The organism is Streptomyces sp. NPDC025793 (genome assembly GCF_055558375.1).
On record NZ_JBVHMR010000013.1, the window covers coordinates 157772 to 180482 of the forward strand.

21 protein-coding genes and 1 pseudogene are annotated in these 22711 nt (G+C 71.7%); 12 read left to right on the forward strand and 10 right to left on the reverse strand.

What is annotated here, in order from left to right:
* Positions 1-61: 61 nt before the first annotated feature.
* A complete protein-coding gene (locus tag ACZ4MF_RS24745) occupies positions 62-502 on the reverse strand; it encodes a PaaI family thioesterase (protein WP_467494103.1) in 441 nt (146 codons plus the stop codon).
* A 79-nt stretch (positions 503-581) separates the two neighbouring features.
* Here ACZ4MF_RS24745 and ACZ4MF_RS24750 point away from each other — a divergent pair, with 79 nt between their 5' ends.
* Both ACZ4MF_RS24750 and asnB read left to right on the forward strand, forming a co-directional pair.
* Positions 582-1034 (forward strand): MarR family winged helix-turn-helix transcriptional regulator, encoded by a 453-nt coding sequence (locus tag ACZ4MF_RS24750; protein WP_467494104.1) that lies wholly within the window; start codon positions 582-584, stop codon positions 1032-1034.
* A 278-nt stretch (positions 1035-1312) separates the two neighbouring features.
* Entirely contained in the window at positions 1313-3154 is a 1842-nt protein-coding gene (asnB, locus tag ACZ4MF_RS24755) for an asparagine synthase (glutamine-hydrolyzing) (protein WP_467494105.1), read from the forward strand.
* On the opposite strand, the gene ACZ4MF_RS24760 is transcribed toward asnB, so the two are convergent.
* Both ACZ4MF_RS24760 and ACZ4MF_RS24765 read right to left on the reverse strand, forming a co-directional pair.
* On the reverse strand, positions 3147-3692 hold the full coding sequence (locus tag ACZ4MF_RS24760) for a DUF4232 domain-containing protein (RefSeq protein WP_467494106.1): 546 nt from the start codon (positions 3690-3692) through the stop codon (positions 3147-3149). The two genes, asnB and ACZ4MF_RS24760, sit on opposite strands and share 8 nt — an antisense overlap.
* A 68-nt stretch (positions 3693-3760) precedes the next feature.
* The gene (locus ACZ4MF_RS24765; protein WP_467494107.1) at positions 3761-5395 is read right to left on the reverse strand and encodes an alpha/beta hydrolase; all 1635 of its coding nucleotides are present in this window, start codon (positions 5393-5395) and stop codon (positions 3761-3763) included.
* A gap of 308 nt (positions 5396-5703) precedes the next feature.
* On the opposite strand from ACZ4MF_RS24765, the gene ACZ4MF_RS24770 reads away from it, so the two are divergent.
* The 3 genes from ACZ4MF_RS24770 (at position 5704) to ACZ4MF_RS24780 (ending at position 7776) form a co-directional block, all read left to right on the forward strand.
* Positions 5704-6342, forward strand: coding sequence for a chaplin (locus tag ACZ4MF_RS24770; RefSeq protein ID WP_467494108.1), 639 nt, complete (start codon positions 5704-5706; stop codon positions 6340-6342).
* A 133-nt stretch (positions 6343-6475) separates the two neighbouring features.
* A complete protein-coding gene (locus tag ACZ4MF_RS24775; protein WP_467494109.1) occupies positions 6476-6925 on the forward strand; it encodes a hypothetical protein in 450 nt (149 codons plus the stop codon).
* Positions 6922-7776 (forward strand): GNAT family N-acetyltransferase, encoded by an 855-nt coding sequence (locus ACZ4MF_RS24780; protein WP_467494110.1) that lies wholly within the window; start codon positions 6922-6924, stop codon positions 7774-7776. Before ACZ4MF_RS24775 ends, ACZ4MF_RS24780 begins: the two co-directional genes overlap by 4 nt.
* A gap of 12 nt (positions 7777-7788) precedes the next feature.
* Here ACZ4MF_RS24780 and ACZ4MF_RS24785 read toward each other — a convergent pair whose 3' ends face one another.
* Positions 7789-8265, reverse strand: coding sequence for a nucleoside deaminase (locus tag ACZ4MF_RS24785; RefSeq protein ID WP_467494111.1), 477 nt, complete (start codon positions 8263-8265; stop codon positions 7789-7791).
* A gap of 191 nt (positions 8266-8456) precedes the next feature.
* On the opposite strand from ACZ4MF_RS24785, the gene ACZ4MF_RS24790 reads away from it, so the two are divergent.
* Both ACZ4MF_RS24790 and ACZ4MF_RS24795 read left to right on the forward strand, forming a co-directional pair.
* A complete protein-coding gene (locus ACZ4MF_RS24790) occupies positions 8457-9233 on the forward strand; it encodes a GNAT family N-acetyltransferase (protein ID WP_467494112.1) in 777 nt (258 codons plus the stop codon).
* A gap of 189 nt (positions 9234-9422) precedes the next feature.
* The gene (locus ACZ4MF_RS24795; protein WP_467494113.1) at positions 9423-10889 is read left to right on the forward strand and encodes a hydrolase; all 1467 of its coding nucleotides are present in this window, start codon (positions 9423-9425) and stop codon (positions 10887-10889) included.
* A 57-nt stretch (positions 10890-10946) separates the two neighbouring features.
* Here ACZ4MF_RS24795 and ACZ4MF_RS24800 read toward each other — a convergent pair whose 3' ends face one another.
* Both ACZ4MF_RS24800 and ACZ4MF_RS24805 read right to left on the reverse strand, forming a co-directional pair.
* Positions 10947-13667, reverse strand: a complete 2721-nt coding sequence (locus ACZ4MF_RS24800; RefSeq protein WP_467494114.1) for a glycoside hydrolase family 2 protein — start codon at positions 13665-13667, stop codon at positions 10947-10949.
* A gap of 126 nt (positions 13668-13793) precedes the next feature.
* Positions 13794-14981: an ROK family transcriptional regulator gene (locus tag ACZ4MF_RS24805; RefSeq protein WP_467494115.1), complete on the reverse strand. Its 1188-nt coding sequence runs from the start codon at positions 14979-14981 to the stop codon at positions 13794-13796.
* Between the two features lie 138 nt (positions 14982-15119).
* Here ACZ4MF_RS24805 and ACZ4MF_RS24810 point away from each other — a divergent pair, with 138 nt between their 5' ends.
* Together ACZ4MF_RS24810 and ACZ4MF_RS24815 are read left to right on the forward strand one after the other, a co-directional pair.
* Complete coding sequence (locus tag ACZ4MF_RS24810; protein WP_467494116.1) at positions 15120-16553, forward strand: APC family permease; 1434 nt, start codon at positions 15120-15122, stop codon at positions 16551-16553.
* Positions 16554-16664: 111 nt separating this feature from the next.
* Positions 16665-17177, forward strand: coding sequence for a GNAT family N-acetyltransferase (locus ACZ4MF_RS24815; protein ID WP_467494117.1), 513 nt, complete (start codon positions 16665-16667; stop codon positions 17175-17177).
* Positions 17178-17235: 58 nt separating this feature from the next.
* Here the strand turns inward: ACZ4MF_RS24815 and ACZ4MF_RS24820 are convergent, their stop codons facing one another.
* On the reverse strand, positions 17236-17874 hold the full coding sequence (locus tag ACZ4MF_RS24820; RefSeq protein ID WP_467494118.1) for a hypothetical protein: 639 nt from the start codon (positions 17872-17874) through the stop codon (positions 17236-17238).
* A gap of 248 nt (positions 17875-18122) precedes the next feature.
* Between ACZ4MF_RS24820 and ACZ4MF_RS24825 the strand changes: the two genes are divergently transcribed.
* Entirely contained in the window at positions 18123-18890 is a 768-nt protein-coding gene (locus ACZ4MF_RS24825) for an ArsR/SmtB family transcription factor (protein ID WP_467494199.1), read from the forward strand.
* 108 nt (positions 18891-18998) lie between these two features.
* Here the strand turns inward: ACZ4MF_RS24825 and ACZ4MF_RS24830 are convergent, their stop codons facing one another.
* The 3 genes and pseudogenes from ACZ4MF_RS24830 to ACZ4MF_RS24840 form a co-directional block, all read right to left on the reverse strand.
* Complete coding sequence (locus ACZ4MF_RS24830; RefSeq protein ID WP_356032272.1) at positions 18999-19433, reverse strand: SPW repeat protein; 435 nt, start codon at positions 19431-19433, stop codon at positions 18999-19001.
* A gap of 79 nt (positions 19434-19512) precedes the next feature.
* Positions 19513-20099: pseudogene (locus tag ACZ4MF_RS24835) on the reverse strand (FAD-binding domain-containing protein); the annotation flags it as partial.
* Between the two features lie 116 nt (positions 20100-20215).
* Positions 20216-21121: a LysR family transcriptional regulator gene (locus ACZ4MF_RS24840; protein WP_467494119.1), complete on the reverse strand. Its 906-nt coding sequence runs from the start codon at positions 21119-21121 to the stop codon at positions 20216-20218.
* 143 nt (positions 21122-21264) lie between these two features.
* On the opposite strand from ACZ4MF_RS24840, the gene ACZ4MF_RS24845 reads away from it, so the two are divergent.
* Both ACZ4MF_RS24845 and sfnG read left to right on the forward strand, forming a co-directional pair.
* Positions 21265-21342 carry a putative leader peptide gene (locus tag ACZ4MF_RS24845; RefSeq protein WP_467494200.1) on the forward strand — a complete coding sequence of 26 codons (78 nt, stop codon included), beginning with the start codon at positions 21265-21267 and terminating at the stop codon, positions 21340-21342.
* A 173-nt stretch (positions 21343-21515) separates the two neighbouring features.
* A complete protein-coding gene (sfnG, locus tag ACZ4MF_RS24850) occupies positions 21516-22643 on the forward strand; it encodes a dimethylsulfone monooxygenase SfnG (RefSeq protein ID WP_467494120.1) in 1128 nt (375 codons plus the stop codon).
* Positions 22644-22711 lie beyond the last annotated feature (68 nt).

Below are 22711 nucleotides of genomic sequence, written 5' to 3' on the forward strand. Positions count from 1 at the left end.
GGACCGATTCACGGATGGGGCATTCGGGGCAAGCCCGCCGGGCAGGAGGGTGATTCCCGGGTCAGGCCGTGGTGGCGGGGACGGCCGGCACGTCCACCGCGATCGATCCCTGGGCCACCGCGCACAGGGTCCGCGCACCGTCGTCGTCGAGCGTGGAGAGGTCGCAGCGGCACACGACCCGGCTGCGCCCCGCGCGGATCACCCTGGCATCGGCGCGCAGCGTCGCACCCCGCGCCGGGCGCCGGTAGTCGATGCTGTACCCGGCGGTGATCAGCCGGGTCCCGGCCACGCTGCCGGCGGCGAAGGCGAGCGCGTTGTCGGCCGCGTAGCCGAGCACTCCGCCGTGCAGGAAGCCGTACTGCTGGAGCAGTTCCTCGCGGATGTCGACTTCGAGCGTCGCCCCGCCGTCGCCGAAGGCCACGAGGCGGGCCCCGAGCAGTGCGCTGAAGGGCTGTGCGGCCAGGACTTTCCGGGCGACCGACAGGTCAGGGATGTCGTGCACGGCACGCCTCGCTCTCGCGACTCACTTCACTAGTGAAGTGAGGGTGGCGCCGGTCTGCCGCCTCTGTCAACATCGGCCCATGTCCGAGCCCGTCCGGCCCGAGCCCGACCAGCGCCTGTTCTTCCTGCTCCAGCGGGCCGCGCACCAGCTGCGCACCGCCGCGGACCGCCGGCTGCTGGCCGCCGCCGGGATCACCTCGGCGCAGCTCGGCGCGCTGTACGCGGTGCGCGACCGGCCCGGGATCACCCAGCGGGAACTCGCCGCGGACCTGGGCCTGCGCGAGTCCGGCGTCACCGCGCTCGTCACCCGGCTCACCGCCGCCGGTCTGCTCGACAAGCGTGCCCACCCCCGCGAACACCGCGCCGTGGTGCTGGAGTTGACCGAGGACGGTGCCGCGGCGCTGACCGCCGCCGGGCCGGAGGTCGACCGGTTCAACGCGGGTCTGCGCGCCGCGCTCGGCGCGGACGGCTTCAGCCGGGCGGCCGGGGCGTTGCGGACGCTCACCCGCTGGGAGCCGCCCACCGCGCCGTGACGCCGCAATCATGGTGAAGTCTTTGCCCGTGGCCGGTTCGTGGCGGCCGTGGCCCGGCAGGACCGGCCTCACCGGATTTCGCGCGGGCAAAAAGCGGCCGAAAGCGTGGGGTGAGGGGGTCGTCCGTGTTACGCCCGCATTGACTGCCTCGGGCAACTGACGGACGCTCGACTGGTAGGTGCTCGATACAACTGGTTCCTCGACCGGAATCCGTCTCCCATAAAGACAGTGCAGGTGAGCACGGGGTACGGGCGCGAACCGGAGGCAGGAGGTAGCGCATGTGCGGCATCACCGGATGGGTCTCCTTCGATCGTGATCTGACCATCGAGGCCACCACATTGGATGCAATGACCGAGACGATGGCCTGCCGGGGTCCGGACGACCGCGGCACCTGGTCCGAGGGCCCGGCCGCCCTGGGGCACCGCCGTCTTGCGATCATCGACCTTCCCGGCGGCAGGCAGCCGATGTCCCTGTCGACGCCCCAGGGGAACATCGCCATGGTCTACTCCGGGGAGGCCTACAACTTCACCGAGCTGCGCCGCGAACTCGAAGGCCGCGGGCACCGGTTCACCACCGACTCCGACACCGAGGTCGTCCTGCACGCCTACCTCGAATGGGGCGACCAGGTCGCCGAACGCCTCAACGGCATGTACGCCTTCGCCGTCTGGGACGGCCGTCACGACAAGCTCGTGATGATCCGCGACCGCATGGGCATCAAGCCGTTCCACTACTACCCCACCGCCGACGGCGTCCTGTTCGGCTCCGAGCCCAAGGCGATCCTGGCCAACCCGCTGGCCCGCCGCCGGGTCACGCTGGACGGCCTGCGCGAGCTGTTCGTCATGATCAAGACGCCCGGGCACGCGATCTGGGACGGCATGCGCGAGGTGGAACCCGGCACCGTCGTCACCGTCGACCGCACCGGCATCGGCACACGCGTCTACTGGCGGCTGCGGACCCTCGCGCACACCGACGACCGCGCCACCTCCATCGCCACCGTCCGCTCCCTGCTCGACGACATCGTGCGCCGCCAGCTCGTCGCCGACGTGCCGCGCTGCACCCTGCTCTCCGGCGGCCTCGACTCCTCCGCGATGACCGCGATCGCCGCCCGCCAACTCGCCGAACAGGGAGAGAAGGTACGCAGCTTCGCCGTCGACTTCGTCGGCCAGACCGACAACTTCATCGCCGACGAACTGCGCGGCACCCCCGACACCCCCTTCGTGCACGACGTGGCCCGGCTCGCGAAGACGGACCACCAGGACATCGTGCTCGACTCCCAGTCCCTCGCCGACCCCGCCGTGCGCGAGCAGGTGATCCGCGCCCGCGATCTGCCGTCCGGCCTCGGTGACATGGACTCCTCGCTGCTGCTGCTCTTCCGCGCCATCCGCGAGAAGTCCACCGTCGCCCTGTCCGGCGAGTCCGCCGACGAGGTCTTCGGCGGCTACCTCCAGTTCTTCGACGAGGACGCGCGCCGCGCCGACACCTTCCCGTGGCTGGTGCGCTTCGGACGGCACTTCGGCGACGACACCGACGTCCTGCGCACCGACCTGGCCAAGTCCCTCGACCTGGAGACCTACATCGCCGACGGCTACCGTACGGCCGTCGCCGCGATCGACCGGCTGGACGGCGAGAGCGACTTCGAGTACCGGATGCGGCAGATCAGCCATCTGCATCTGACCCGCTTCGTGCGCGTCCTGCTCGACCGCAAGGACCGGATGAGCATGGCCGTGGGCCTGGAGGTCCGGGTGCCGTTCTGCGACCACCGCCTGGTCGAGTACGTCTACAACGCGCCCTGGGCCGTGAAGTCCTTCGACGGCCGGGAGAAGAGCCTGCTGCGCGAGGCGGCCGCGGACGTCCTGCCGCGCTCGGTGTACGACCGCGTGAAGAGCCCGTACCCCTCCACCCAGGACCCGCTGTACGCAGTCGCGCTGCGCGAGCAGGTCAAGGACCTGCTCTCCCGGCCCTCGCACCCCGTCTTCGACCTGCTCGACCGGGAGCGGGTCCGGGCGGCCGCCGAGCGCGACACCCCGGTCAGCAACCAGACGGAGCGGCGCGGTCTGGAGCGCACGCTGGACTTCGCGCTGTGGCTGGACGCCTACGCGCCGGAACTGGTCCTCAACTGAGACCGATGGCCCGGTCCGCGGCCGCCGCGCTCGGCTGCCACCACGTCGTCACCGGCTCCCACACCAGGACCCGCGTCCCGGTGCCGAGCCGGCCGGCGGTGAAGGTGCGGCCCGCGTGCGCGGCCGAGGCGGCCACGGTGAGGCCGTCCGTCCGGCGGGCCTCGGGGTCCGCAGGGTCACGGATGGTGCGCACGTCCGCGTAGGCGCTCTCGCCCGCCGCGAGCCGGTGGTCGCCGGTGCCGCCCGCCGGAACCGGCACGGCCGCCCCGTCCAGGTCCCCGAAGGTCACCGTGGGCACCCGGTCGACGGCACACGCGCGAGTGCCGCGGTTGGTGACGCTGATGCGCACCGTGCCCGGCCGGCCGGGCACGGCCCTCGCCCGGACCGTCAGCGACGACTCGGCGCAGCGGGCGGTCCGCGCGTGTTCGGCAGGGGCCGCGGCGGTCGCGGTGGCGGCCCGGCCCGGCGCCGCGGTCAGCAGCAGGGCCGCCGCGGCGGCCGAGGCGGCGGGTACGGCGAGGGCGGCGCGGATGCGCATGATGGTCTCTCCCTGTCGCGGTCACGTGCGGCGGCGCCGGCGTGCGGGCCGCCGGGGCGCGCCTGTCGTCAGTCGCCGGAGTCCGTGGTGTCGCTCCAGTCCTTCCCGTCGGCCGGGCAGGAGCTGCCGTTCGGTGGCAGCGAGCCGTACAGCAGGAAGTCGTCGACCGTATCGTGCACGCACGTGGAGGAGGTGTACCCGGTGTGGCCGTCGCCCTTGTTGTCCAGCACCACCGCCGGCGACCCCAGCCGCGCGGCCGTCTCCACGGTCCACCGGTACGGCGTCGCCGGGTCGCCGCGCGTGCCCACGAGCAGCATGTCGCCGGTGTCGACGTTCTTGACCCGGTCGCGGACGAAGTCGGTGCCCCTGGGGCGGCCGTAGCACATGAGCAGCTGGGTCAGCCGGTAGCGGCCGAAGACCGGGGAGGCCTGCTCGTACCGGGCCAGCAGGTTCTTCAGGTCCGCGACGATCCGGTTCGCGGTGGGCCGGTCGGGGTCGTCCGCGCAGTTGATCGCCATCAGCGCGGCCGTCAGGTTGTCGGTCGGGACGTCCTGCGGATCGACGATGCCGCCCTTCCTGTGGTGCCCGCCGGAGGCCGCCCACGCCGCCGCGCCCGACCGCACGGGCAGGCTGGAGCCGCTGGTCGCGAAGGCCAGCACGCCCCGGGTGTCGCCCTCCTGCGTCAGCGAGGCCAGCGCCCGCTCCAGCGAGGGCCACAGCTCCTTGCTGTACAGGCCCTGCCCGATGGCGCCCACCAGGTCCTGCCCGGACAGGCTGCCGCCGAGGTCCGTCGGTACCGGGTGTGCGTCGAGCGAGCGCACCAGCCGCACGATCTGCTCCCCGGCGGCACGCCGGTCCTGGCCGAACGGGCAGGCGACGTCCGTCGTACACCAGTCCAGGAAATCGTCCAGCGCGGTCTGCTGACCCTCGGCTCCCGCCACTCCCTGCTCGGACAGCGGCTCCGTCAGGGTGTCCACGCCGTCGAGGGCGAACCGTCCGACCTTGTGCGGGAACTCGGCCGCGTAGACCGCGCCGAGCCTGGTTCCGTAGGAGAAGCCCAGGTAGTTGAGCTTCTTGTCGCCGAGGGCCTGGCGGATGACGTCCAGGTCGCGGGCGGCGTCCACGGTGCCTATGTGGGCGAGCACCGGGCCGGAGTGCCGGGCGCACTCGGCGGCGGCCAGCTTCAACTGCCGCAGCAGCTCCTGGGGATGGTCGAGGCCGGCGCTGTCGTCCGCCGCGTCCGAGGCCTCGCCGGCGCCCTCGCCGCAGCTGACGGGGGAGGAGCGGCCGACGCCGCGCGGGTCGAAGGTGACCACGTCGTAGCCGTTGGTCAGGTCCATGAAGTCCCGCCCGTCCGACGCGAGTTCGCTGATCCCGGCGGCGCCGGGACCGCCGAAGTTCAGCAGCACCGAGCCGTGTGAGGGGCCGGTCGCCCGGTAGCGGGCCAGGGCGATGTCGAGGGTTCCCGAGCGCGGACGGGCGTAGTCGAGCGGGACGGTGACCGCGGTGCACTGGAGGTCCTTCGGCATGTCCGGGCTGTCGCAGGACGACCACGTCGGCTTCTGCCGGTAGAACCGGGACAGGTCGGGCTGCGGCCGGGCGGCGGCGGCCGCGGGCAGTCCGGCGCCGAGCAGCGCCAGGGCGAGGAATCCGGCCCCCGCGCAGCGCCGCACGGCGGACCGTGTGGTCGGCTTGGCCAGCATCGTTCGCCTCCCGGGACGCCTGTCGCGGACCGGGGGACGGCGCCCTCGGATCACCATAAGCGGGCCCTGCGGCGCCCGCCTCCGGGCGAGCGGGCAGTCCTTCGGTGTCGTACGATTCGCGTTTTATGTTGCCTGTTATCGATCATTGAGCGGCTTTACGTGCGGTTCGATAACAGTGTCGCTCGACGGGGTGAAAGACCGATACGCCATAACTCGGATGGTTCACCTGCGTTTTACGGGGTGCGGGTGAGTGCCCGCGACGATGTCTGGAAGGCAGGGAACCTATGAGACGGGCTACCCGAAACGGTGTGATCGCCCTCGTCACCGCCTCCGGAGCGATGGCCGTGGCGCTGCCGGTGTCCGCCGCCTTCGCGGCCGACGGCAGCGCCGCCGACGGCACCGCGGCCGGCTCGCCCGGGCTGATCTCCGGCAACGGCATCCAGCTCCCGGTGGATCTGCCGGTGAACGCGTGCGGCAACACCGTCGACGTGGTCGGACTGCTCAACCCCGCGACGGGCAACCGCTGCGCCAACACCGGCGGCCACACGGAGGACCGCGCGGCCACGTCCGGCGGAGCCGCCGCCCACGGCGCCGCCCATGACTCGCCGGGGGTGCTCTCCGGCAACGGCGTCCAGCTCCCCGTCGACCTGCCGGTGAACATCAGCGGCAACAGCGTCAACGTGGTCGGCATCGGCAACCCGGCCGTCGGCAACACCTCCGTCAACGGCCCCGTCGGCCACCCCCGCACCCCCCGGCACCCGCACACCCCGACCCCGGCGCCCGTGCGGCACGGCACCGTCCCGTCCGCACCCGTGCCGGAGCCGTCGGTGTCCACGCTCGCCCACACCGGCAGCGACGCGACCCTCCCCGCCGCGGCGGGGAGCGCCGCGCTCCTGCTCGGCGGGGCGGTCCTCTACCGCCGCTTCCGCCCGGACCGCACCCGCTGACCTCCCGGCACCCGGCGAGGGCCCCACCGGACGCCGGCCCGGTGGGGCTTGATCGTGTGCAGTACGTTGTCCCGGTGACGGCGGCATACGCGGGCGATGGCGGGCGCTGCCGCGCCGGGCGCGGGCGGCTCTCGTGCTCTACGCCGCGGGGTTCCTGGAGGGCACCGGCCACCAGGCACTGAATCTGGCCCGCGGCGGCCTGCACGTCTATGCCGCCGCCGGCCCACTGCCGTTGCAGGTGTTCTTCGTCGCCCTGGTCGCCCTCGGCCCGCTCGCCGCCGCCCTGATCCTGTGGCTGCGCCCTTGGGGCTTCCGGCTGGCGGCCGCCGTGATGACACTGGACGTCCTCGCCAACTGGTACGTCAACTGGCCCTGGGTGACGGCGCATCCCTGGGCGGTGCTGCGGCCGGTGGGGCCGCTGCCGATCACCCTCTTCGGGCTGTTCGTCGTCGCGACGGCACCCGCGCTGCTGCGCGCGGCGCGTGGTTCCGCAACGGCCGATCTTGTCATGGCGCGGCCCCCGTCGATCCGGAAAGATGCGGGACGGCAGCCCGGCCCCGACGGAAATGGAGCGCACCGATGACCCCTGCAGCCCCCCACGACCTCGTCGTCACGCAGGCCACACTCGACGACTGGCCGATGATCGCCGCATGGGCGGCGGCGGAGGGCTGGAACCCCGGAGTGTCCGACGGGCCCGCGTTCTTCGCGCAGGATCCCGACGGGTTCTTCCTCGGCCGGATCGACGGGGAGCCGGTGTCGGCCATCTCGGTCGTCACCTACGGCCAGGATTACGCCTTCCTGGGCTGCTACCTGGTCCGCCCCGACCTGCGCGGCCACGGCCATGGCCTCACCACCTGGAAGACCGCCCTGGCGCACGCCGGGAGCCGCACCGTCGGCCTGGACGGAGTCGTCGCCCAGCAGGACAACTACCGCCAGTCCGGCTTCGAACTCGCCCACCGCACCATCCGGTTCACCGGCATCGCGCCCCGGGGCGAGGTGCCCGGAGACGTCCGCCCGGCCGGTCCCGGCGTTCTCGCCGCGCTCACCGCCTACGACAGCGTCTGCTACCCGGCCGACCGGCCCCGCTTCCTCACCGAGTGGCTCACCGGCCCCGGCCACCGGGCCTTCGTCCGCCACGACGGCGGGCGTCCGACCGGGTACGGCGTGCTCCGCCCCGGCCACGACAGCCTGCGCATCGGCCCGTTGTTCGCCGACACCGCCGAGGACGCCCGGGCCCTGTTCACCGCCCTCACCGCCGAGGCCGAAGGCCGCGAGGTGGCCATCGACGTGCCCGAGCCGAACGCGGCCGGCATCGCCCTCGCCGAAGAGGCCGGATTCCGCGCCTCCTTCGAGACCGCCCGGATGTACACCGGCCCGGTCCGCGAACACGCCCGGCACCGCGTGTTCGGCGTGACCACGCTCGAACTCGGCTGACCGGCAGGGGACTTACGACCGAAGACGGCGCCGGTGCAGCTCGCGCACCTCGTCCACCGGCTCCGGCACCGGCCCCTCCACGGCCACGCCGGGCGCGACCTCCTGGACGGGCAGCGGCCGCACCGGCGCCTGCGGCGCACCCGACTCGGCCGGCCAGGCGGTGAGTTGGGCGGAGGAGGCGACGTACACGATGCGGCCGAGTCCCACCCACGCGTGCGCGGCCGCGCACATCGGGCTGTGCTCGCCGGAGGTGTAGACGGTGGCGCCCGCCCGCTCCTCGGCCGTCAGATGCGCGGCCGACCAGCGCGCCGGCTCGAACTCGGGATGCCGGGTGTGGTCCCCGCCGGCCACCCGGTTGCGGTCCTCGGCCGGCACCGTGCCGTCCGCCGCCACGAGCACCGACCCGAACGGCTCGTCACCGTTCTCCAGCGCCTCGACGGCCAGCTCCACGCAGCGGCGCAGATGCCGCAGCTCACTGTCCTTCACCATCCTCCACCGACCTCCTGACCGCATGATCTCCGGAGGCACACGCCACGGCCACCGGGACCGGCCCGGCCAGCGGCTCTGCATCCGGGGCAACAGCGCGCCACACGGCCGCACCGGGCGGTCGTACGGCCGCACGGGGCTGTCGTACGGCCAATTCCGTTGCCCGGCCGGAGCCGATCTGCTCAGCTGGGCGCATGGATCACACAGCGGTGCTCGCGCTCTACGACCGGGACGTGCGCGAGCGAGCACGTCCCGACGACCCCGGCGCCCGGGTCGAGCGGGCCGGCGCGGTCGTGCGGCAGGTCGCGGACGCCCATGGCTGGAACGGCGTGCTCTGGAGCGACCTGGACGAGGCCGGTGCCGACCGGGCGATCCGCGACCAGATCGCCCGCTTCACCTCCCTGGGCCGGGACTTCGAGTGGAAGCTCTACGGCCACGACCGGCCGGCCGACCTGGGTGCCCGGCTCACCGCCGCGGGATTCCGGGCCGAGTCCGAGGAGACGCTGCTCGTCGCCGAGACCGCGCGGCTCGCCCTGGACGCCGAACCGCCCGCCGGCGTCCGGCTCGTGGAGGCCGCCGACGAGGCCGGGGTCGACCTCGTCGTGGACGTGCACGAGAAGGCCTTCGGTACCGACGGTACGCGGCTGCGCCACCGGCTGCTGGCGCGGCTGGCCGCCGATCCCGGCACGGTCGTCGTCGTGGCCGCGCTCGCCGGTGACGAACCGGTCAGCGCGGCCCGCATGGAGCTGGTGCCCGGCACCCCGTTCGCCGGACTGTGGGGCGGCGGCACCGTCGAGGCCTGGCGCGGCCGGGGTCTCTACCGCGCCCTGGTCGCCCACCGCGCCCGCGTCGCCGCCGCCCACGGCTACCGCTATCTCCAGGTCGACGCCTCCCCGATGAGCCGCCCGATCCTGCAGCGCCTCGGCTTCCACGCACTGAGCACCACCACCCCATATCTGTACGGGAATTGAGCGCGCTCCCGCCGGGCGGGGGCGGGGAGAGGCCCCGTCCGTTCATTGCCGGGACTTTCTGTTCACCGGGCTGTCATGCCATGTACCTTTCAAACAGTCCACGCGTGTAGAACCCTCAACCCGGCTCTACGCGCGCAGATTTGGCGGCCCCCCAACCGCCTCTCCCCACCCCTCATGGAGGTTCGCCGGATGCTTGGATCCAGGAGATCCCGCCGCAGACTCACCACCGCCCTGGCCGGTTTCGGGCTGCTCCTCACCGGAGCCGCCGTCCAGGTCGGCAGCGGCAGCACCCCCGCCCACGCGGCCACCACGCACCGCGTCCTGTTCGACAACGCCCACGCCGAGACGGCCGGCAACGCCGACTGGATCATCTCCACCAGTCAGCCCGACCCGCTCGGTGAGAACTCCTCCCCGTCCGCCGAGACCGACTGGACCGGCGCGCTGTCCTCCTGGGGCGTGGCGCTCCAGAAGACCGGCGACTACAGCCTGAAGACGCTGCCGTCGGGCTCCAGCCTCAGCTACGGCGGCTCGTCCTCGACCGACCTGTCGAACTTCGACACGCTGGTCCTGCCGGAGCCCAACACGCTGTTCACGAGCGCCGAGAAGACGGCGATCATGAACTTCGTGAAGAACGGCGGCGGCCTGTTCATGATCTCCGACCACACCGGCTCGGACCGCAACAACGACGGCTACGACTCGGTCCAGATCCTCAACGATCTGATGACCAACAACAGCGTCGACTCCAGCGACCCGTTCGGCTTCTCGATCGACTCGCTCAACATCAGCTCGGACCACCCGGCCGCGATCAGCGACAGCACCGACCCGGTCCTGCACGGCTCCTTCGGGACCGTCACCAAGAGCCTGATCGCCAACGGCACCACCGCCACCCTCAAGCCCGGCGACAACTCCGCCGTCAAGGGCCTGCTCTACCGCACCGGTTACTCCGGAAACACCGGCGCCTTCTTCCTCACCAGCACCTTCGGCAGCGGCCGCGTCGCCTACTGGGGTGACAGCTCCCCGATCGACGACGGCACCGGCCAGGCCGGCAACACCCTGTACGACGGCTGGAACGACTCCAGCGCCACCAACGCGGCCCTCGCGCTCAACGCCACCGCCTGGCTGGCCGGTTCGGGCACCAGCAGCGGCGGAGGCGGCGGCACCGGTGGCGGCGGCACCGGCACCTGCACCGCCGCCCAGCTCCTCGGCAACAACGGCTTCGAGTCGGGCAACTCCACCTGGAGCGCCTCCAGCGGCGTCATCACCAACTCCAGCGGTGAGGCCGCCCGTTCGGGCTCGTACTACGCCTGGCTCGACGGCAACGGCACCGCCACCACCGACACCCTCTCCCAGTCGGTGAGCATTCCGTCCGGCTGCACCTCGGCCAAGCTCAGCTTCTACCTGCACATCGACACGGCCGAGACCACCACCAGCACCGCCTACGACACCCTCAAGGTCCAGGTGCTGAACAGCTCCGGCACGGTCCTCGGCACCCTGGCCACGTACTCGAACCTGAACGCGGCCTCCGGCTACACCCAGCGCAGCTTCGACCTGAGCAGCTACGCCGGGCAGACCGTCACCCTGAAGTTCACCGGCACCGAGGGCTCCAAGTACCAGACCTCGTTCGTCGTCGACGACACCGCGCTCGACGTCGCCTGAGCCGAACAGCACCACGGGGGCGGGCCGTTGGAGCCCGTCCCCGCACCGTTGTCCCCTTCATCCCGCCGGAATCGTCCGCTCGGGCGTGTTCCAGCCGGAGAGCCGCACGCCCGGCGCCGAGCCGTGCAGGTCGGCCGTCCGGCAGGTGGCCGTCAGCGTCACCGACTCGCCCGGCCACAGGCTCACCTCGTTGTCCGACCAGCGCACCGGAAGCACCGGCCTGCCCTGCGCGTCCACGAGACGGACGTCCGCCAGCAGGACCGGGGTCCTCCCGCCCCCGGTGCCGCGCAGGGTGACCGTCGTGGTCGAGGTCCCCTCCGAGGCGGTCGTGGCCGCCGTCGCCGACACCGGCACCTGAGGCATCGACGCGAGCCCGGTGAGGTCGGCGTAGCTCGTCGTCGGCGTGTAGTACCAGGTGGTGCCGGACCAGTCGAGGGTGTCGGGGCGGGTGGACAGCCAGTACACGTTCCGGCTCACCTCCCTGCCCGCCGCGTCCGTCAGGTCCAGCCGGAGCAGGTACGTGCGCGCCAGTCCGCTCACCGAGGCCGGGAGGGTCAGCGGGGTCGTGTGGGCGCCGTCGCCGTCCACCGAGACGTCGCGCACCGACGTGGCGTACCTCTGGGTACCGTCGGGGTCGAAGAGGGCGGCCCGTGCGGTGAGTCCGTGCGCGGCGTCGTGCCGGTTGTTCACGACGGCGACCTGGCGGTTGTCGTACCCGTACTGGATGTGCAGCGGTTCGTTCGCCTTCTTCGCGCCGAAGTAGGCGCCACCCTGGTCGAGATAGCGGTCCGTCAACTGCCAGTGCAGGGACGTCCAGCCGCTGTCGAACATCCAGTGGATCACCCCGGTCGCGGGCTTCGAGGCGTCCGTCGCGTTGCGCCCGTACGCCTCGAACTGGGCGCGGACGTCCTCGTACTGGGCCAGCTGGGCCTTGCGGACGTAGTCGACGAGGCTCTTCGGGGCGCCGTAGCGGCCGGTGAGGGCGTAGTCGTAGATCTTCAGCGTGCCGAAGACGGAGGACGGCGAGCGGTGGTACTGCCGGGCGCCCGGATCCTGCCAGAGGGTGTCGAGCTCGGCCGGGGTGAGCATGCGGCGCAGGGTGTCGAGGGTGGGGATGCTCGGGCCCGCGCTGGTCTCGGAGTTGAAGCCGGTGGCCCCGCCCTCGCGCTTGGCGTACCAGTAGCCGGGCGGCACCCAGTCGTACGGTCCGGTCATCTTCAGGCCCGAACGGCCCAGTTGCGGCGAGGAGTTGTCCGAGGCGGCGGAGACGACGGGGTCCGGCCAGTCGGCCGCCTTCAGGGCGTCCAGGTAGGTCTTCTCGATCCTCGCGTCGGGTGCGAAGTCGCTGCCGATCAGGAAGGAGATCACGCTGGGGTGGCCGCGCAGCCGGGCGGCCTCGGCGGCCATGGACGCCTTCGCCACCGGATAGTCGGCGTCGGTCCACGGCTCCCCGGGCTCGTCGGCGCCGTTGACGTTGCCCTCCCACTTGTCGCAGCACTCCCAGCCGGGGAGCGTGAGGACGCCGTAGCGGTCGGCCAGGTCGAAGAACTCGTCCGGTTCCAGGTGCCCTTCGAGGCGGATCGTGTTCAGCCCGAGGTCGACGGCGTACTTCAGCCGGTCCTCGACGTAGCGGCCGTCCCAGCGCAGGAACTCGTCGGGCGACCAGCCGCCGCCCTTGATCAGCAGCGGGCGGCCGTTGATCCGGTACCGGCGGGCGCCGTCGGTGTTCAGCGGTGCCTGGACGTCGCGGATGCCGAAGCTCTCGTGCGCGGTGTCCGACGTCGTACCGGCGACGGACGCGGTGAGGCCGAGGTCGTACAGCGGCTGCCCGCCCATCCCGGCCGGCCACCACACCTTCGGTGCGGTCAGGTGCAGGCCCGGGGTGTCGGCGGGGGAGAAGGTGACCGTCTTCGTCTCGTGCGCGGCGAGCGGGACCCGACGGGTGAAGGTCGTCGTGCCGAGGGTGCCGGTGACGTCGGCCGTGACCGGGCCGCCGGTGTCGTTGCGGGCCTGTGCCGTCACCGTCAGGTCGGCGGCGGCCAGCGACGGCACGGCCAGCCTGGTGTCCACGTGTGCGTCGCGCAGCGCGACCGGGCCGCCCCTGCGCACCAGGACGTCCCGGACGATGCCCATGTTCCGGTCGGGCGGTGGCTGGAGCCAGTCGATCCAGCCCGTCGTGAGGTCCTTGGCCGGGTCGTTGGGCCGGATACGGAAGGCGACCGTGTTCGTGCCGGGCCGCACCAGCGAGGTGACGTCCAGTTCGTGGTGCGTGTAGGCGCCGGTGACGTCCTCGGTGGTCGCGACCCGGTGGCCGTCGACGTACACGTCGGCCGCCGAGACGACCCCGCTGAAGTCGAGGTAGGTGCGCCGGGAGGTGTCCTGGACGGTGAAGTCGGCGCGGTACCACCAGGGGACCCGGAAGTCGGCCGTCGGGATCTTCTGCTGGTTGGTGGAGAAGAACGGGTCGGCGTAGACGCCGTCGGCGAGCAGCGCGGCGAGCACCGTGGAGCGGGCGCCCGCCGGATACCAGCCCGTCGCCGGATAGCCGGGGGAGGAGACCGTGGCGGCGGCGTCGGTCACCTTCGCCGAGGACTGGATGGCGTAGCCCGTGAGCGCGGTACCGGTGCCGGCCGCGGTGGCGACGCGGGTGACCGGGGCCGGTGGCGGCAGTTGCCGGGCACCGGCCCGGGCGCCGCTCGTCAGCGAGCCGCCGAGCAGGCCGAGGACCAGCGCGGTGACGGCGTACCGGCGTGCCGAGGGGATGGGGCGAGGGAACACGGCGGTCTCCAGGCTCGCTCGTAAAGTTAGGAAACTTTACTAACGTCGGTCACGCTAGGGCGCCGCACGGGGCGTGTCAATGACCCTGGCCGGAACGGGACTTCGACCGGGCGGCCGGTCGGATGACTAGTGCGCGCCGGCCGCCCTACGCTCGAACACCAGGTCCCGGGCCGTGTCCAGCGCCGTGGCCACCGCGCCCAGCAGCACCGCGTCCTCGCCGAGCCGGCTCGGGGCGATGCGCGGGCGCAGCGGGGTGAGAGTGCGCACCCGCTCCTGGACCGGCCGCAGCAGCAGGTCGACGCTGTGGCCGACCCCGCCACCGAGCACCACGAGGTCCGGGTCGAGCACGGCGGCGGCCGCCGCCACGGTGTGCGCGATCCGCTCGGCCTCCAGCTCCACCGCCTGCCTGGCCGCCGGATTGCCCTGCCGGGCCGCGTCGAAGACGGTCTTCGCCGTGAGCTGCCCGCTCATCCCGAACCGCCGGGCGGCCTCCACCACGGCCTCCCCGGACACCGCGTCCTCCAGCCGCTCCGGCTTGTGCCGGCCCGGCCACGGCAGGAACCCGATCTCACCGGCCAGCCCGCGCGCTCCCGTGAACAGCCGCCCCTCGCTGACCACGCCCATGCCGAGGCCGGTGCCGATGAGGATGTACGCGAACAGCCGGCTGCCGGTGCCGACGCCGTACGTGTACTCGCCGATCGCGGCGAGGTTGGCGTCGTTGTGCACCTCCAGCGGTACGCCCAGCTCCTCGCGGATCCGGTCGACGAGCCCCGCCCGGCCCCAGCCCGGCAGATGCATCGCGTACCGCACGCGCCGCTGCTTCTCGTCGTAGACACCCGGCGTGCCGACCACCCCGTGCACCACCTCGGCCGGATTCACCCCGGAGCCCGTGATCGCCTGGCGGGCGGTGCCCACGACCAGGTCGGCCAGCGCGCCGGAGGTGCGGGCGCGGTTGCGTACGTCGCAGCGGGCGACGACCGTGCCGTCCAGGTCGGCGACCGCCACCCGCAGCCAGCCCCGGCCGATGTCGACGCCGAGCGCGTGCCCGGCGGCGGGGTCGGGGGCGTAGAGCACGGCGGTGCGGCCGCGCTCCGGGGCGTGGGTGCCGACCTCGTGCACCAGGCCGGCGCCGGCGAGCGAGGCCAGCGCGCTGGACACCGTCGGCTTCGACAGGCCGGTCTCGCGCGCCAGTTGGGCGCGGGAGGCGGCGCCCTGGGCGCGCAACCGGTCCAGCAGCAGCCGCTCGTTGGTGCTGCGCAGCCGTCGGCGGTTCCAGGGCTGTTCCCGCTGCTCTACGACATCGCTCCCGGCCATCGCACCATTCTCGTGCATTCTTCACGCCTACTTGACGCCGCTAGTAAGGCTCCTTAACTTTATCGCCCAGTCAGCCCGGCCCGGGCGGAGTCGTCGCGCAGGAACGCGGGCCGCGCGCCCGTCGCGTCAGGAGTCCCCATGTCCGGTAGCCCGCCGCCCCCGGGCGGTTTCGTCCGCCGTGTCGGTCTGTTCCAGGCCACGGCCATCAACATGAGCCAGATGTGCGGCATCGGCCCGTTCGTGACGATCCCGCTGATGGTCGCCGCCTTCGGCGGGCCACAGGCGGTCATCGGCTTCGTGGCGGGCGCGGTCCTCGCGCTGTGCGACGGACTGGTCTGGGCCGAGCTGGGCGCCTCGATGCCCGGTTCCGGCGGGAGTTACGTCTATCTCCGCCAGGCCTTCCAATACCGCACCGGACGGCTGATGCCGTTCCTGTTCGTGTGGACGGCGATGCTCTTCATTCCGCTGATCATGTCGACCGGTGTGGTCGGTTTCGTGCAGTACCTGGGCTATCTGGCCCCCGGTCTCGGGCAGACGGCGGGCGATCTGATCGGTCTCGGCGTGATCGTCCTGGTCGTGCTGCTCCTGTGGCGCGGTGTCGAGCACATCGCCCGGATCACCGCGGTCATGTGGACCGTGATGATCGCCTCGGTCGTCCTGGTGATCGTCGCCGCGGCCACCGACTTCAGCCCGCACCGGGCCTTCACCTACCCGTCCGGCGCCTTCGACCTGACGAGCGACCACTTCTGGCTCGGCTTCGCCGCGGGCCTGACCATCGGCATCTACGACTACCTCGGCTACAACACCACGGCCTACATGGGCGCCGAGATCAAGGACCCGGGCCGCAACCTCCCGCGCTCGATCCTCTTCTCCATCCTCGGCATCATGGCGATCTACCTGCTGCTCCAGATCGGCACGCTCGGCGTGATCGACTGGCACCGGATGACCGACCCGCACGACATCGCCTCGACCTCGGTGGCCTCGGCGGTACTGGAGGAGACCTGGGGCAAGGGGGCCGCCGACGTGGTGACCGCGCTGATCCTCGTCACCGCGTTCGCCTCGGTCTTCACCGGACTGCTCGGCGGCTCCCGCGTCCCCTACGACGCCGCCCGCGACCGCGTCTTCTTCCGTCCCTACGAGAGGCTGCACCCCAGGCACCGCTTCCCGATGCTCGGCCTGGCCACCATGGGCGTGATCACCGCGGTCGGCTTTCTGATCGGCCGCCACACCGACCTTGCGACCCTGATCCAGTTGCTCACCACGGTCATGGTGATCGTCCAGGCGCTCGCCCAGATCGTCGCGCTGACCGTCGTGCGCAAGCGACAGCCGGACCTGCGCCGCCCCTACCGGATGTGGTTCTACCCGCTGCCGAGCATCGTCGCCTTCGCCGGCTGGTGCGTGATCTACGGCTACGCCGACAAGAACTCCCCGGGCCGCCACCCCATCGAGTGGTCCCTGGCCTGGCTGGCCCTCGGCTGCGTCGCCTTCGTGGTCTGGGCCCGGCTGGAGAAGGTGTGGCCGTTCGGCGCGAAGGAGATCACCGAGGAGTACAAGGTCCTCGAACCGAGCTGAGCCGGCCGGCTGCGCTGGGCAGCACAACACCCTTGTGATGAGCTAGAGTTGCATCAGTCTTTGTGAGCCTCCCCGGACCGGACGCCATGTCCGCCGGGGAGGCTTTCGTTCATGAACGACACATTCCCGGCGGACGTGACCGTCCGCCCCACGATCCCTGAAGACCGGCCCACCGTCGAGCGGCTGTGGCTGATGTTCCATCACGACCTGTCCGAGTTCCGCGGGACGCTGCCCGGCGTCGACGGCACCTTCCGCAACGAGCGGGTAGAGCACGCCTTCACCCGGCCGGGCTGGGCGCCGTACCTCTTCCTCACCCACGGCCGCCCGGCCGGCTTCGCGTTCGTGCGCGCGCTGGACACGCCGGTGCGGGTGCTGAACGCCTTCTTCGTCGTGCGCGGTGCGCGGCGGCTCGGGCTCGGGACGCGGGCCGTACGGGACGTGCTGCGCCGGCATCCCGGGAACTGGGAGATCCCCTTCCAGGACGAGAATCCGGCCGCCGCACGGTTCTGGGCGCATGTCGCCCGGGACATGGCCGGGGACGCCTGGACGCGCGAGCCCCGGCCGGTGCCGGACCGGCCGGGGCTTCCCCCGGATGTGTGGATCTCGTTCGCCGTGACCGGCTGAGCCCGGCCCGGTCACCGGGCCTGGTCACCGGGCCCGGATCGGCCGGAACCGGGCCTGGTTACCGGCCCTGCGCGTGGTCCGACGCGCCCTCGACCCAGGAGACCAGCCGGCCGTCCGGGTTGAGGACCACGTGCAGGCCGTTGTTCTCGCCGTGGGCGGCGCGGCCCTTGGCGGCGAGGGTGTCGAGCTTGTGGCCGTGGGCGTAGATGTCGGCCTCGTAGTGATGGGGGCCGAGCTTGTAGACCTTGCCGGTCGAGGTGTCGTCGGCCAGCGTGCTGACGGAGACGAGGATGCGCTGGGCGACGGGCTGCGGCTTGGGCTTCGGCTCGGCCCGCTCGACCCAGGACGTCACCTCGCCGTTCGTGCGCAGCGTGACGTGCAGGCCGTTGTTCTCGCCGTGGGCGGGCTTGCCCTCGGCCACGAGGGTCCCGAACTTGGTGCCCTTCGCCCAGATCTCCGCCTCGAAGTGCTGGTGGTGCTTGCCGGTCTTGTAGAGCTTGGCGACGGAGACCTTGTCCGCGAGCCGGACCGTCTTGACGAGGACCCGCTTGTCCTTGCAGTGGTGGTGGGCCGCGGCGTGGGCGACGGGCGCCGACTGGGGGGCCGCGGCGGCGAACGCGCCGGAGGCCGAGCCGGCCAGGACGGCGGTGGCGCCAGCGGCGACGAGGGTGGTGCGCAGGGTGCGACGTGCACGCATCGGTGAACAGTCCTTCGATCGGTTTCGTTCGTCGGTGTGTCTTCGACGCTACGGACCGTCCATCAAGGTCACCCATACGACATGTAACAGATGTTCGTATCGTTCCCCTCGAATCACCTCATATTCCATCATTGAACGGGTGGATTCGCAGGAGATTCCAAGGGTGTGCCTGCGAATCTGCTGGTCACCTTGACATGCAAGTAATTGCCTGCATAACGTTGGGTGTGCGATCAGAGGACGACACCGGGATGGACAAGGTCTTCAAGGCGCTGGCCGACGACACACGCCGACGCCTGCTGGACCGGCTCCACGAGAACAACGGCCAGACCCTGGGCGCGCTGTGCGAGCACATCGCCATGACGCGCCAGTCGGTCACCCAGCACCTGGCCGTCCTGGAGGCCGCGAACCTGATCAGCGTGGTGCGGCGGGGGCGGGAAAAGCTGCACTACCTCAACCCCGTGCCGCTCCATGAGATCCAGGAGCGGTGGATCGAGAAGTTCGAGCGCCCGCGCCTGAGCGCGCTCGGTGCCCTGAAGCGACGAGCCGAGGAAGCCATGACCGACAAGCCCAGCTTCGTGTACGTCACCTACATCGCGAGCACGCCCGAGAAGGTCTGGGAGGCGCTCACCGACGCCGACCTGACGGCCGCCTACTGGGGTCACCGCAACGAGTCCGACTGGCGGCCCGGCTCCCGCTGGGCACATGTGCGGACCGACGGTTCCGGCGTCGAGGACGTCGTCGGCCGCGTCGTCGAGAGCGAGCCGCCGGCCCGGCTGGTCACCACCTGGGCCGCGCCCGCCGACGAGGACCGGGAGGACCGGCACTCCCGGGTCACCTTCGAGATCCAGCCGTACGAGGACATCGTCCGGCTGACCGTCGTCCACGAGGAGCTGGGCGGCGAGGAGGAGCGCTCGCAGGTCGGCGCAGGCTGGCCGGCCGTGCTGTCCAACCTCAAGTCGCTGCTGGAGACCGGGCGCGCCCTGCCGCAGGAGCCGTGGCTGGTGCCGAGCCGCTGAGCGGGCGCGGTGCGGCCGGCCCGCTCGGGCGGACCGGCCGCACCCGGTCGGCTGTCCCTCCTTGTCCCTCCGTGTCTGCTCGCTCTCTCCTGCCGCTCGCGGCTCCTGCTACGGCCTGGGTGTGCTCCTCGCCGCCGTGCCGGCGCAGACCAGTCCGAGCACGAGCGCCAAAGCGCCGATGACGATGTTGTTGATGATCACGCCCCGGTCGGGGCTCGTGCCCACGATCCACGGCGCGATGATCATCCAGATGCCCAGGGCGCACATGGCGTAGCTGAGGCCGTACATCCGCTCGGGGGCACGCGTGAAGCCGAGAGCCAGCAGGCCTATCGCTATGCCCATGATCAGGTTGTGGGCCACGAGCGAGGGCTGGCTCGTCGTGTAGTGCACGATCCACGGGGATGCCGCGCAGTACAGGCCGAGCAGGAAGACCGGCCCGTCCACGAGCGCCACATCGCGACCGCCGAGCATGCGGGCGTAGCGTTCCCGCATTTCGGAGACATCGGGGTGGGTCGTCATATCACCCCTGTGCAGGTTGGCCATGACTCGTCTCCTTTGACTTCGCAGGCCAGGCCGTGTCTGGTGCGGCGTGAGATAAGCGCCGCTTGCTTCCATTTTGCCCTTATTTCGGCTTTATGTGTAGGGCTCGGCGGTCGGGCTCCGTCCCGGGCGGAGGCGGGGCCCACCGGAAGCGGGCCGGACCGTCGGCGAGGTCGGCGATCGGGTCCGGGTAGCCCCCGAGGCGGGGGCGGGTGCCGGTGCCGGCCACCCACTGCCGGTTCGGCTGGTCGTTCGCCAGGTCCCCGTCGGACTGCAGGCCCAGGAAGTGGCGCGCCCCCACACGCCGGTCGACGTACGGCGTCTTCGTCGGGAAGCCGCAGTCAGCACGCCCGCGGTGGTGCGTCCAGCCGTCGTGGCGCAGTTGGCGCAGCGCCGCGTCGATCACCGGATCGCCGGTACGGCCCTCCCGCCACGCCTCGATGTCCGCCGTGACGGGCCGCGCGTCGGCACCTGACAGTGGGAGTCCCGCCAGGCGAGCTGCCGGACGAACGCCTCCTCGCCGGATCCGCCCGCCTTCCGCGCGCGGTGGGCGAGTTCGACGGGCGAGAGCGTGCCGCAGTGCAGACGGGGCGACCGCCGTGAGGTCGCGTCGCCGGCCGGGTCCTCGTCCCGGTCCTCGTACGCGGCGACGCCCGAACGGAGCCACGCGGTCGGTGGGTGGTCGTGCAGCCGCAGATCGGCGGTGAACAGGACGATCGAGACGGTCATGACGCGGCTCAAGTGCGCGGGCGACGACGAAGGCGGCGCGGGGCGCGCTCCGCCGGTCAGCCCGCCGTCAGTTCCCGTGCCCGCCGCACGAAAGCCGCGTGCAGGTCGCGTGCCGCCTGTGGTATCGACTCCGCGCGGCGGCGCTGGAGTGTCAGCAGCACCCTGGTCGTGTCGTCGGTCAGCGGCCGGCTGGTGAGGACGCCGGAGCGCTCCAGGGGGTCACCGGCGACGCTGAAGTCCGGCAGTACGGTCGCCCCGAGCCCCTCGGCCACCATCAGCTTGCCCATCTCCGCGCCGTCCGTCGAGTACGAGAACGCCGGGACGCGGCCCGACAGCAGCCGGTGGACGTACCGGTGCATCACGTACCCGGCGCGCATCGCGATCAGCGGGACGCCGAGCAGGTCCTCGACGCCGACCACCGCGAGCGTGGCGAGCGGGCTGTCCGGGCGTACGCACACCACCGGGCGCCCCCGCAGCAACTGTGTGCACTCCATGCCCGCGGGGGCGTCGTCGCCGTCCAGGTGGTTGACCAGGCCCAGATCGAACCCGCCTTCCGCCAAGCCCCGTTGGATCTCCGTCTGCTGCGCGCCGACCACCTCGACCTGGGTGACGGGATGTGCCGCCCGGAACGCGCGCAGTACGGGGATGAGCAGCGGCACGGTCGCCGCGTTGACCGTGCCGACCCGCACCATGCGGCTGATGCGGTGCTGCTCGCCGGCCGCCGCTCGCAGCCGGTCCACCGCCTCCAGCACGCTCACGATGTGCGGCAGCAGCTCCCGGCCCGCCGCGCTCATCTTCGCGCCCGACCGCTTCCGCTCCAGAAGGTCGACACCGAGTTCCCGTTCCAGGTTCCGCACCGTCTCGCTCAACGCGGGCTGGGACAAACGCAGTTCGTCGGCCGCTCGGCGCAGGGAACCCAGCCGGGTCACGGCGGCTATGTATTCCAGCTGTTCGGTACGCACCGCCGCAGAATGCGGGGCCGGGTGGAACAGGTTCAAGGGTTTTCCTGTCACACCTTCGTGAAATTCAATGGTCCGCGATACGAGACCGGTCGGGTTCTCCTTGACGGCTGTCGCCGACGGCTGCCACGATCGACGGCATGACGATGCGACTGGACCTCACGCGGCGACGCCACGTCGACCTCGTACGCGTCTCCAGCGCCTCCTGTTGCGCCGCGGCCTGATCACCCCTCCGCGATCCGCCGCGCTTTCCCCTTCTCCTCGCTCTCGGCTTCCTCTTTCTCGCCTGAATTCACCGCGCCCGCACCTTCGTTGAAGTGCGCCCGCGCCCTTTGCGGCGACCGTGCCTACGCCTGAATTCGGCGTGCCCGAAAGCATGACGCACCAGGAGTTCCGCATGCCCGCAGCACCCCTGCAATTCGCCTACTGGGTCCCCAACGTCAGCGGGGGACTCGTCACCAGCACCATCGAACAGCGCACCGACTGGGGATACGAGTACAACCGCCGGCTCGCCGTGCTCGCCGAGAACAACGGGTTCGACTACGCCCTCAGCCAGGTCCGGTACATGGCCAGCTACGGCGCCGAGTACCAGCACGAGTCGACGAGCTTCAGCCTCGCCCTGCTGCTGGCCACCGAGCGACTGAAGGTCATCGCCGCCGTCCACCCCGGCCTGTGGCACCCTGGCGTCCTCGCCAAGCTCGGCGCCACCGCCGACCACCTGTCCGGCGGGCGGTTCGCCGTGAACGTCGTATCGGGATGGTTCAAGGGGGAGTTCACCGCGCTCGGCGAACCCTGGCTGGAGCACGACGAGCGCTACCGGCGGTCCGAGGAGTTCATCACCGCCCTGCGGAAGATCTGGACCGAGGACCACACCGAACTCGCCGGAGACTTCTACCGGTTGCGGGACTTCACCCTGAAGCCCAAGCCGCTGGACGTCCCCGGGCGCGCTCACCCGGAGATCTTCCAGGGCGGCAACTCGACCGCCGCCCGGCGCATGGCGGGCCGGGTCTCGGACTGGTACTTCTCCAACGGCAAGGACTACGACGGCGTCGTCGAGCAGCTCGCCGACGTCCGCGCCGCCGCCACCGAGGTCGGCCGCGGCGCACCGAAGTTCGGCCTCAACGGCTTCCTCATCGCCCGCGACACCGAGGCGGAGGCCCGCGAGACCCTGCGCGAGATCGTCGCCAAGGCCGACACCGAGGCCGTCCACGGCTTCCGCGCCGCCGTCCAGCAGGCCGGTCGGTCCACCGCCGACGGCAAGGGCATGTGGCAGGACTCCGCCTTCGAGGACCTGGTCCAGTACAACGACGGCTTCCGCACCGGCCTGATCGGCACTCCCGAGCAGATCGCGGAACGCATCGTCGCCTACAAGAAGCTCGGCGTCGACCTCTTCCTCCTCGGCTTCCTCCACTACCACGAGGAGGTCGAGTACTTCGGCAAACGCGTGCTCCCCCTCGTACGGGAGCTGGAGGCACAGCTTCCCGGGAGCGAGCCCGAGCCCGTCCCGGCACCCGCCCACACCTGACCGTCCCTTCCCCCCGCCTTTCGCGCCGCACCGGAAGAGCACCGGGCCGCACCGCGAGAAAGAGGTCA

Excerpts from the sequence above, each read along its gene's own strand:
- asnB (WP_467494105.1), top strand. The coding sequence starts at position 1,313 with ATGTGCGGCATCACCGGATGGGTCTCCTTCGATCGTGATCTGACCATC.
- ACZ4MF_RS24845 (WP_467494200.1), top strand. The coding sequence starts at position 21,265 with ATGCGACTGGACCTCACGCGGCGACGCCACGTCGACCTCGTACGCGTC.
- ACZ4MF_RS24750 (WP_467494104.1), top strand. The coding sequence starts at position 582 with ATGTCCGAGCCCGTCCGGCCCGAGCCCGACCAGCGCCTGTTCTTCCTG.
- ACZ4MF_RS24820 (WP_467494118.1), bottom strand. The coding sequence starts at position 17,874 with ATGCGTGCACGTCGCACCCTGCGCACCACCCTCGTCGCCGCTGGCGCC.
- sfnG (WP_467494120.1), top strand. The coding sequence starts at position 21,516 with ATGCCCGCAGCACCCCTGCAATTCGCCTACTGGGTCCCCAACGTCAGC.
- ACZ4MF_RS24785 (WP_467494111.1), bottom strand. The coding sequence starts at position 8,265 with ATGGTGAAGGACAGTGAGCTGCGGCATCTGCGCCGCTGCGTGGAGCTG.
- ACZ4MF_RS24765 (WP_467494107.1), bottom strand. The coding sequence starts at position 5,395 with ATGCTGGCCAAGCCGACCACACGGTCCGCCGTGCGGCGCTGCGCGGGG.
- ACZ4MF_RS24760 (WP_467494106.1), bottom strand. The coding sequence starts at position 3,692 with ATGCGCATCCGCGCCGCCCTCGCCGTACCCGCCGCCTCGGCCGCCGCG.
- ACZ4MF_RS24790 (WP_467494112.1), top strand. The coding sequence starts at position 8,457 with ATGGATCACACAGCGGTGCTCGCGCTCTACGACCGGGACGTGCGCGAG.
- ACZ4MF_RS24780 (WP_467494110.1), top strand. The coding sequence starts at position 6,922 with ATGACCCCTGCAGCCCCCCACGACCTCGTCGTCACGCAGGCCACACTC.
- ACZ4MF_RS24810 (WP_467494116.1), top strand. The coding sequence starts at position 15,120 with ATGTCCGGTAGCCCGCCGCCCCCGGGCGGTTTCGTCCGCCGTGTCGGT.
- ACZ4MF_RS24815 (WP_467494117.1), top strand. The coding sequence starts at position 16,665 with ATGAACGACACATTCCCGGCGGACGTGACCGTCCGCCCCACGATCCCT.
- ACZ4MF_RS24805 (WP_467494115.1), bottom strand. The coding sequence starts at position 14,981 with ATGGCCGGGAGCGATGTCGTAGAGCAGCGGGAACAGCCCTGGAACCGC.
- ACZ4MF_RS24825 (WP_467494199.1), top strand. The coding sequence starts at position 18,123 with ATGGACAAGGTCTTCAAGGCGCTGGCCGACGACACACGCCGACGCCTG.
- ACZ4MF_RS24795 (WP_467494113.1), top strand. The coding sequence starts at position 9,423 with ATGCTTGGATCCAGGAGATCCCGCCGCAGACTCACCACCGCCCTGGCC.
- ACZ4MF_RS24830 (WP_356032272.1), bottom strand. The coding sequence starts at position 19,433 with ATGGCCAACCTGCACAGGGGTGATATGACGACCCACCCCGATGTCTCC.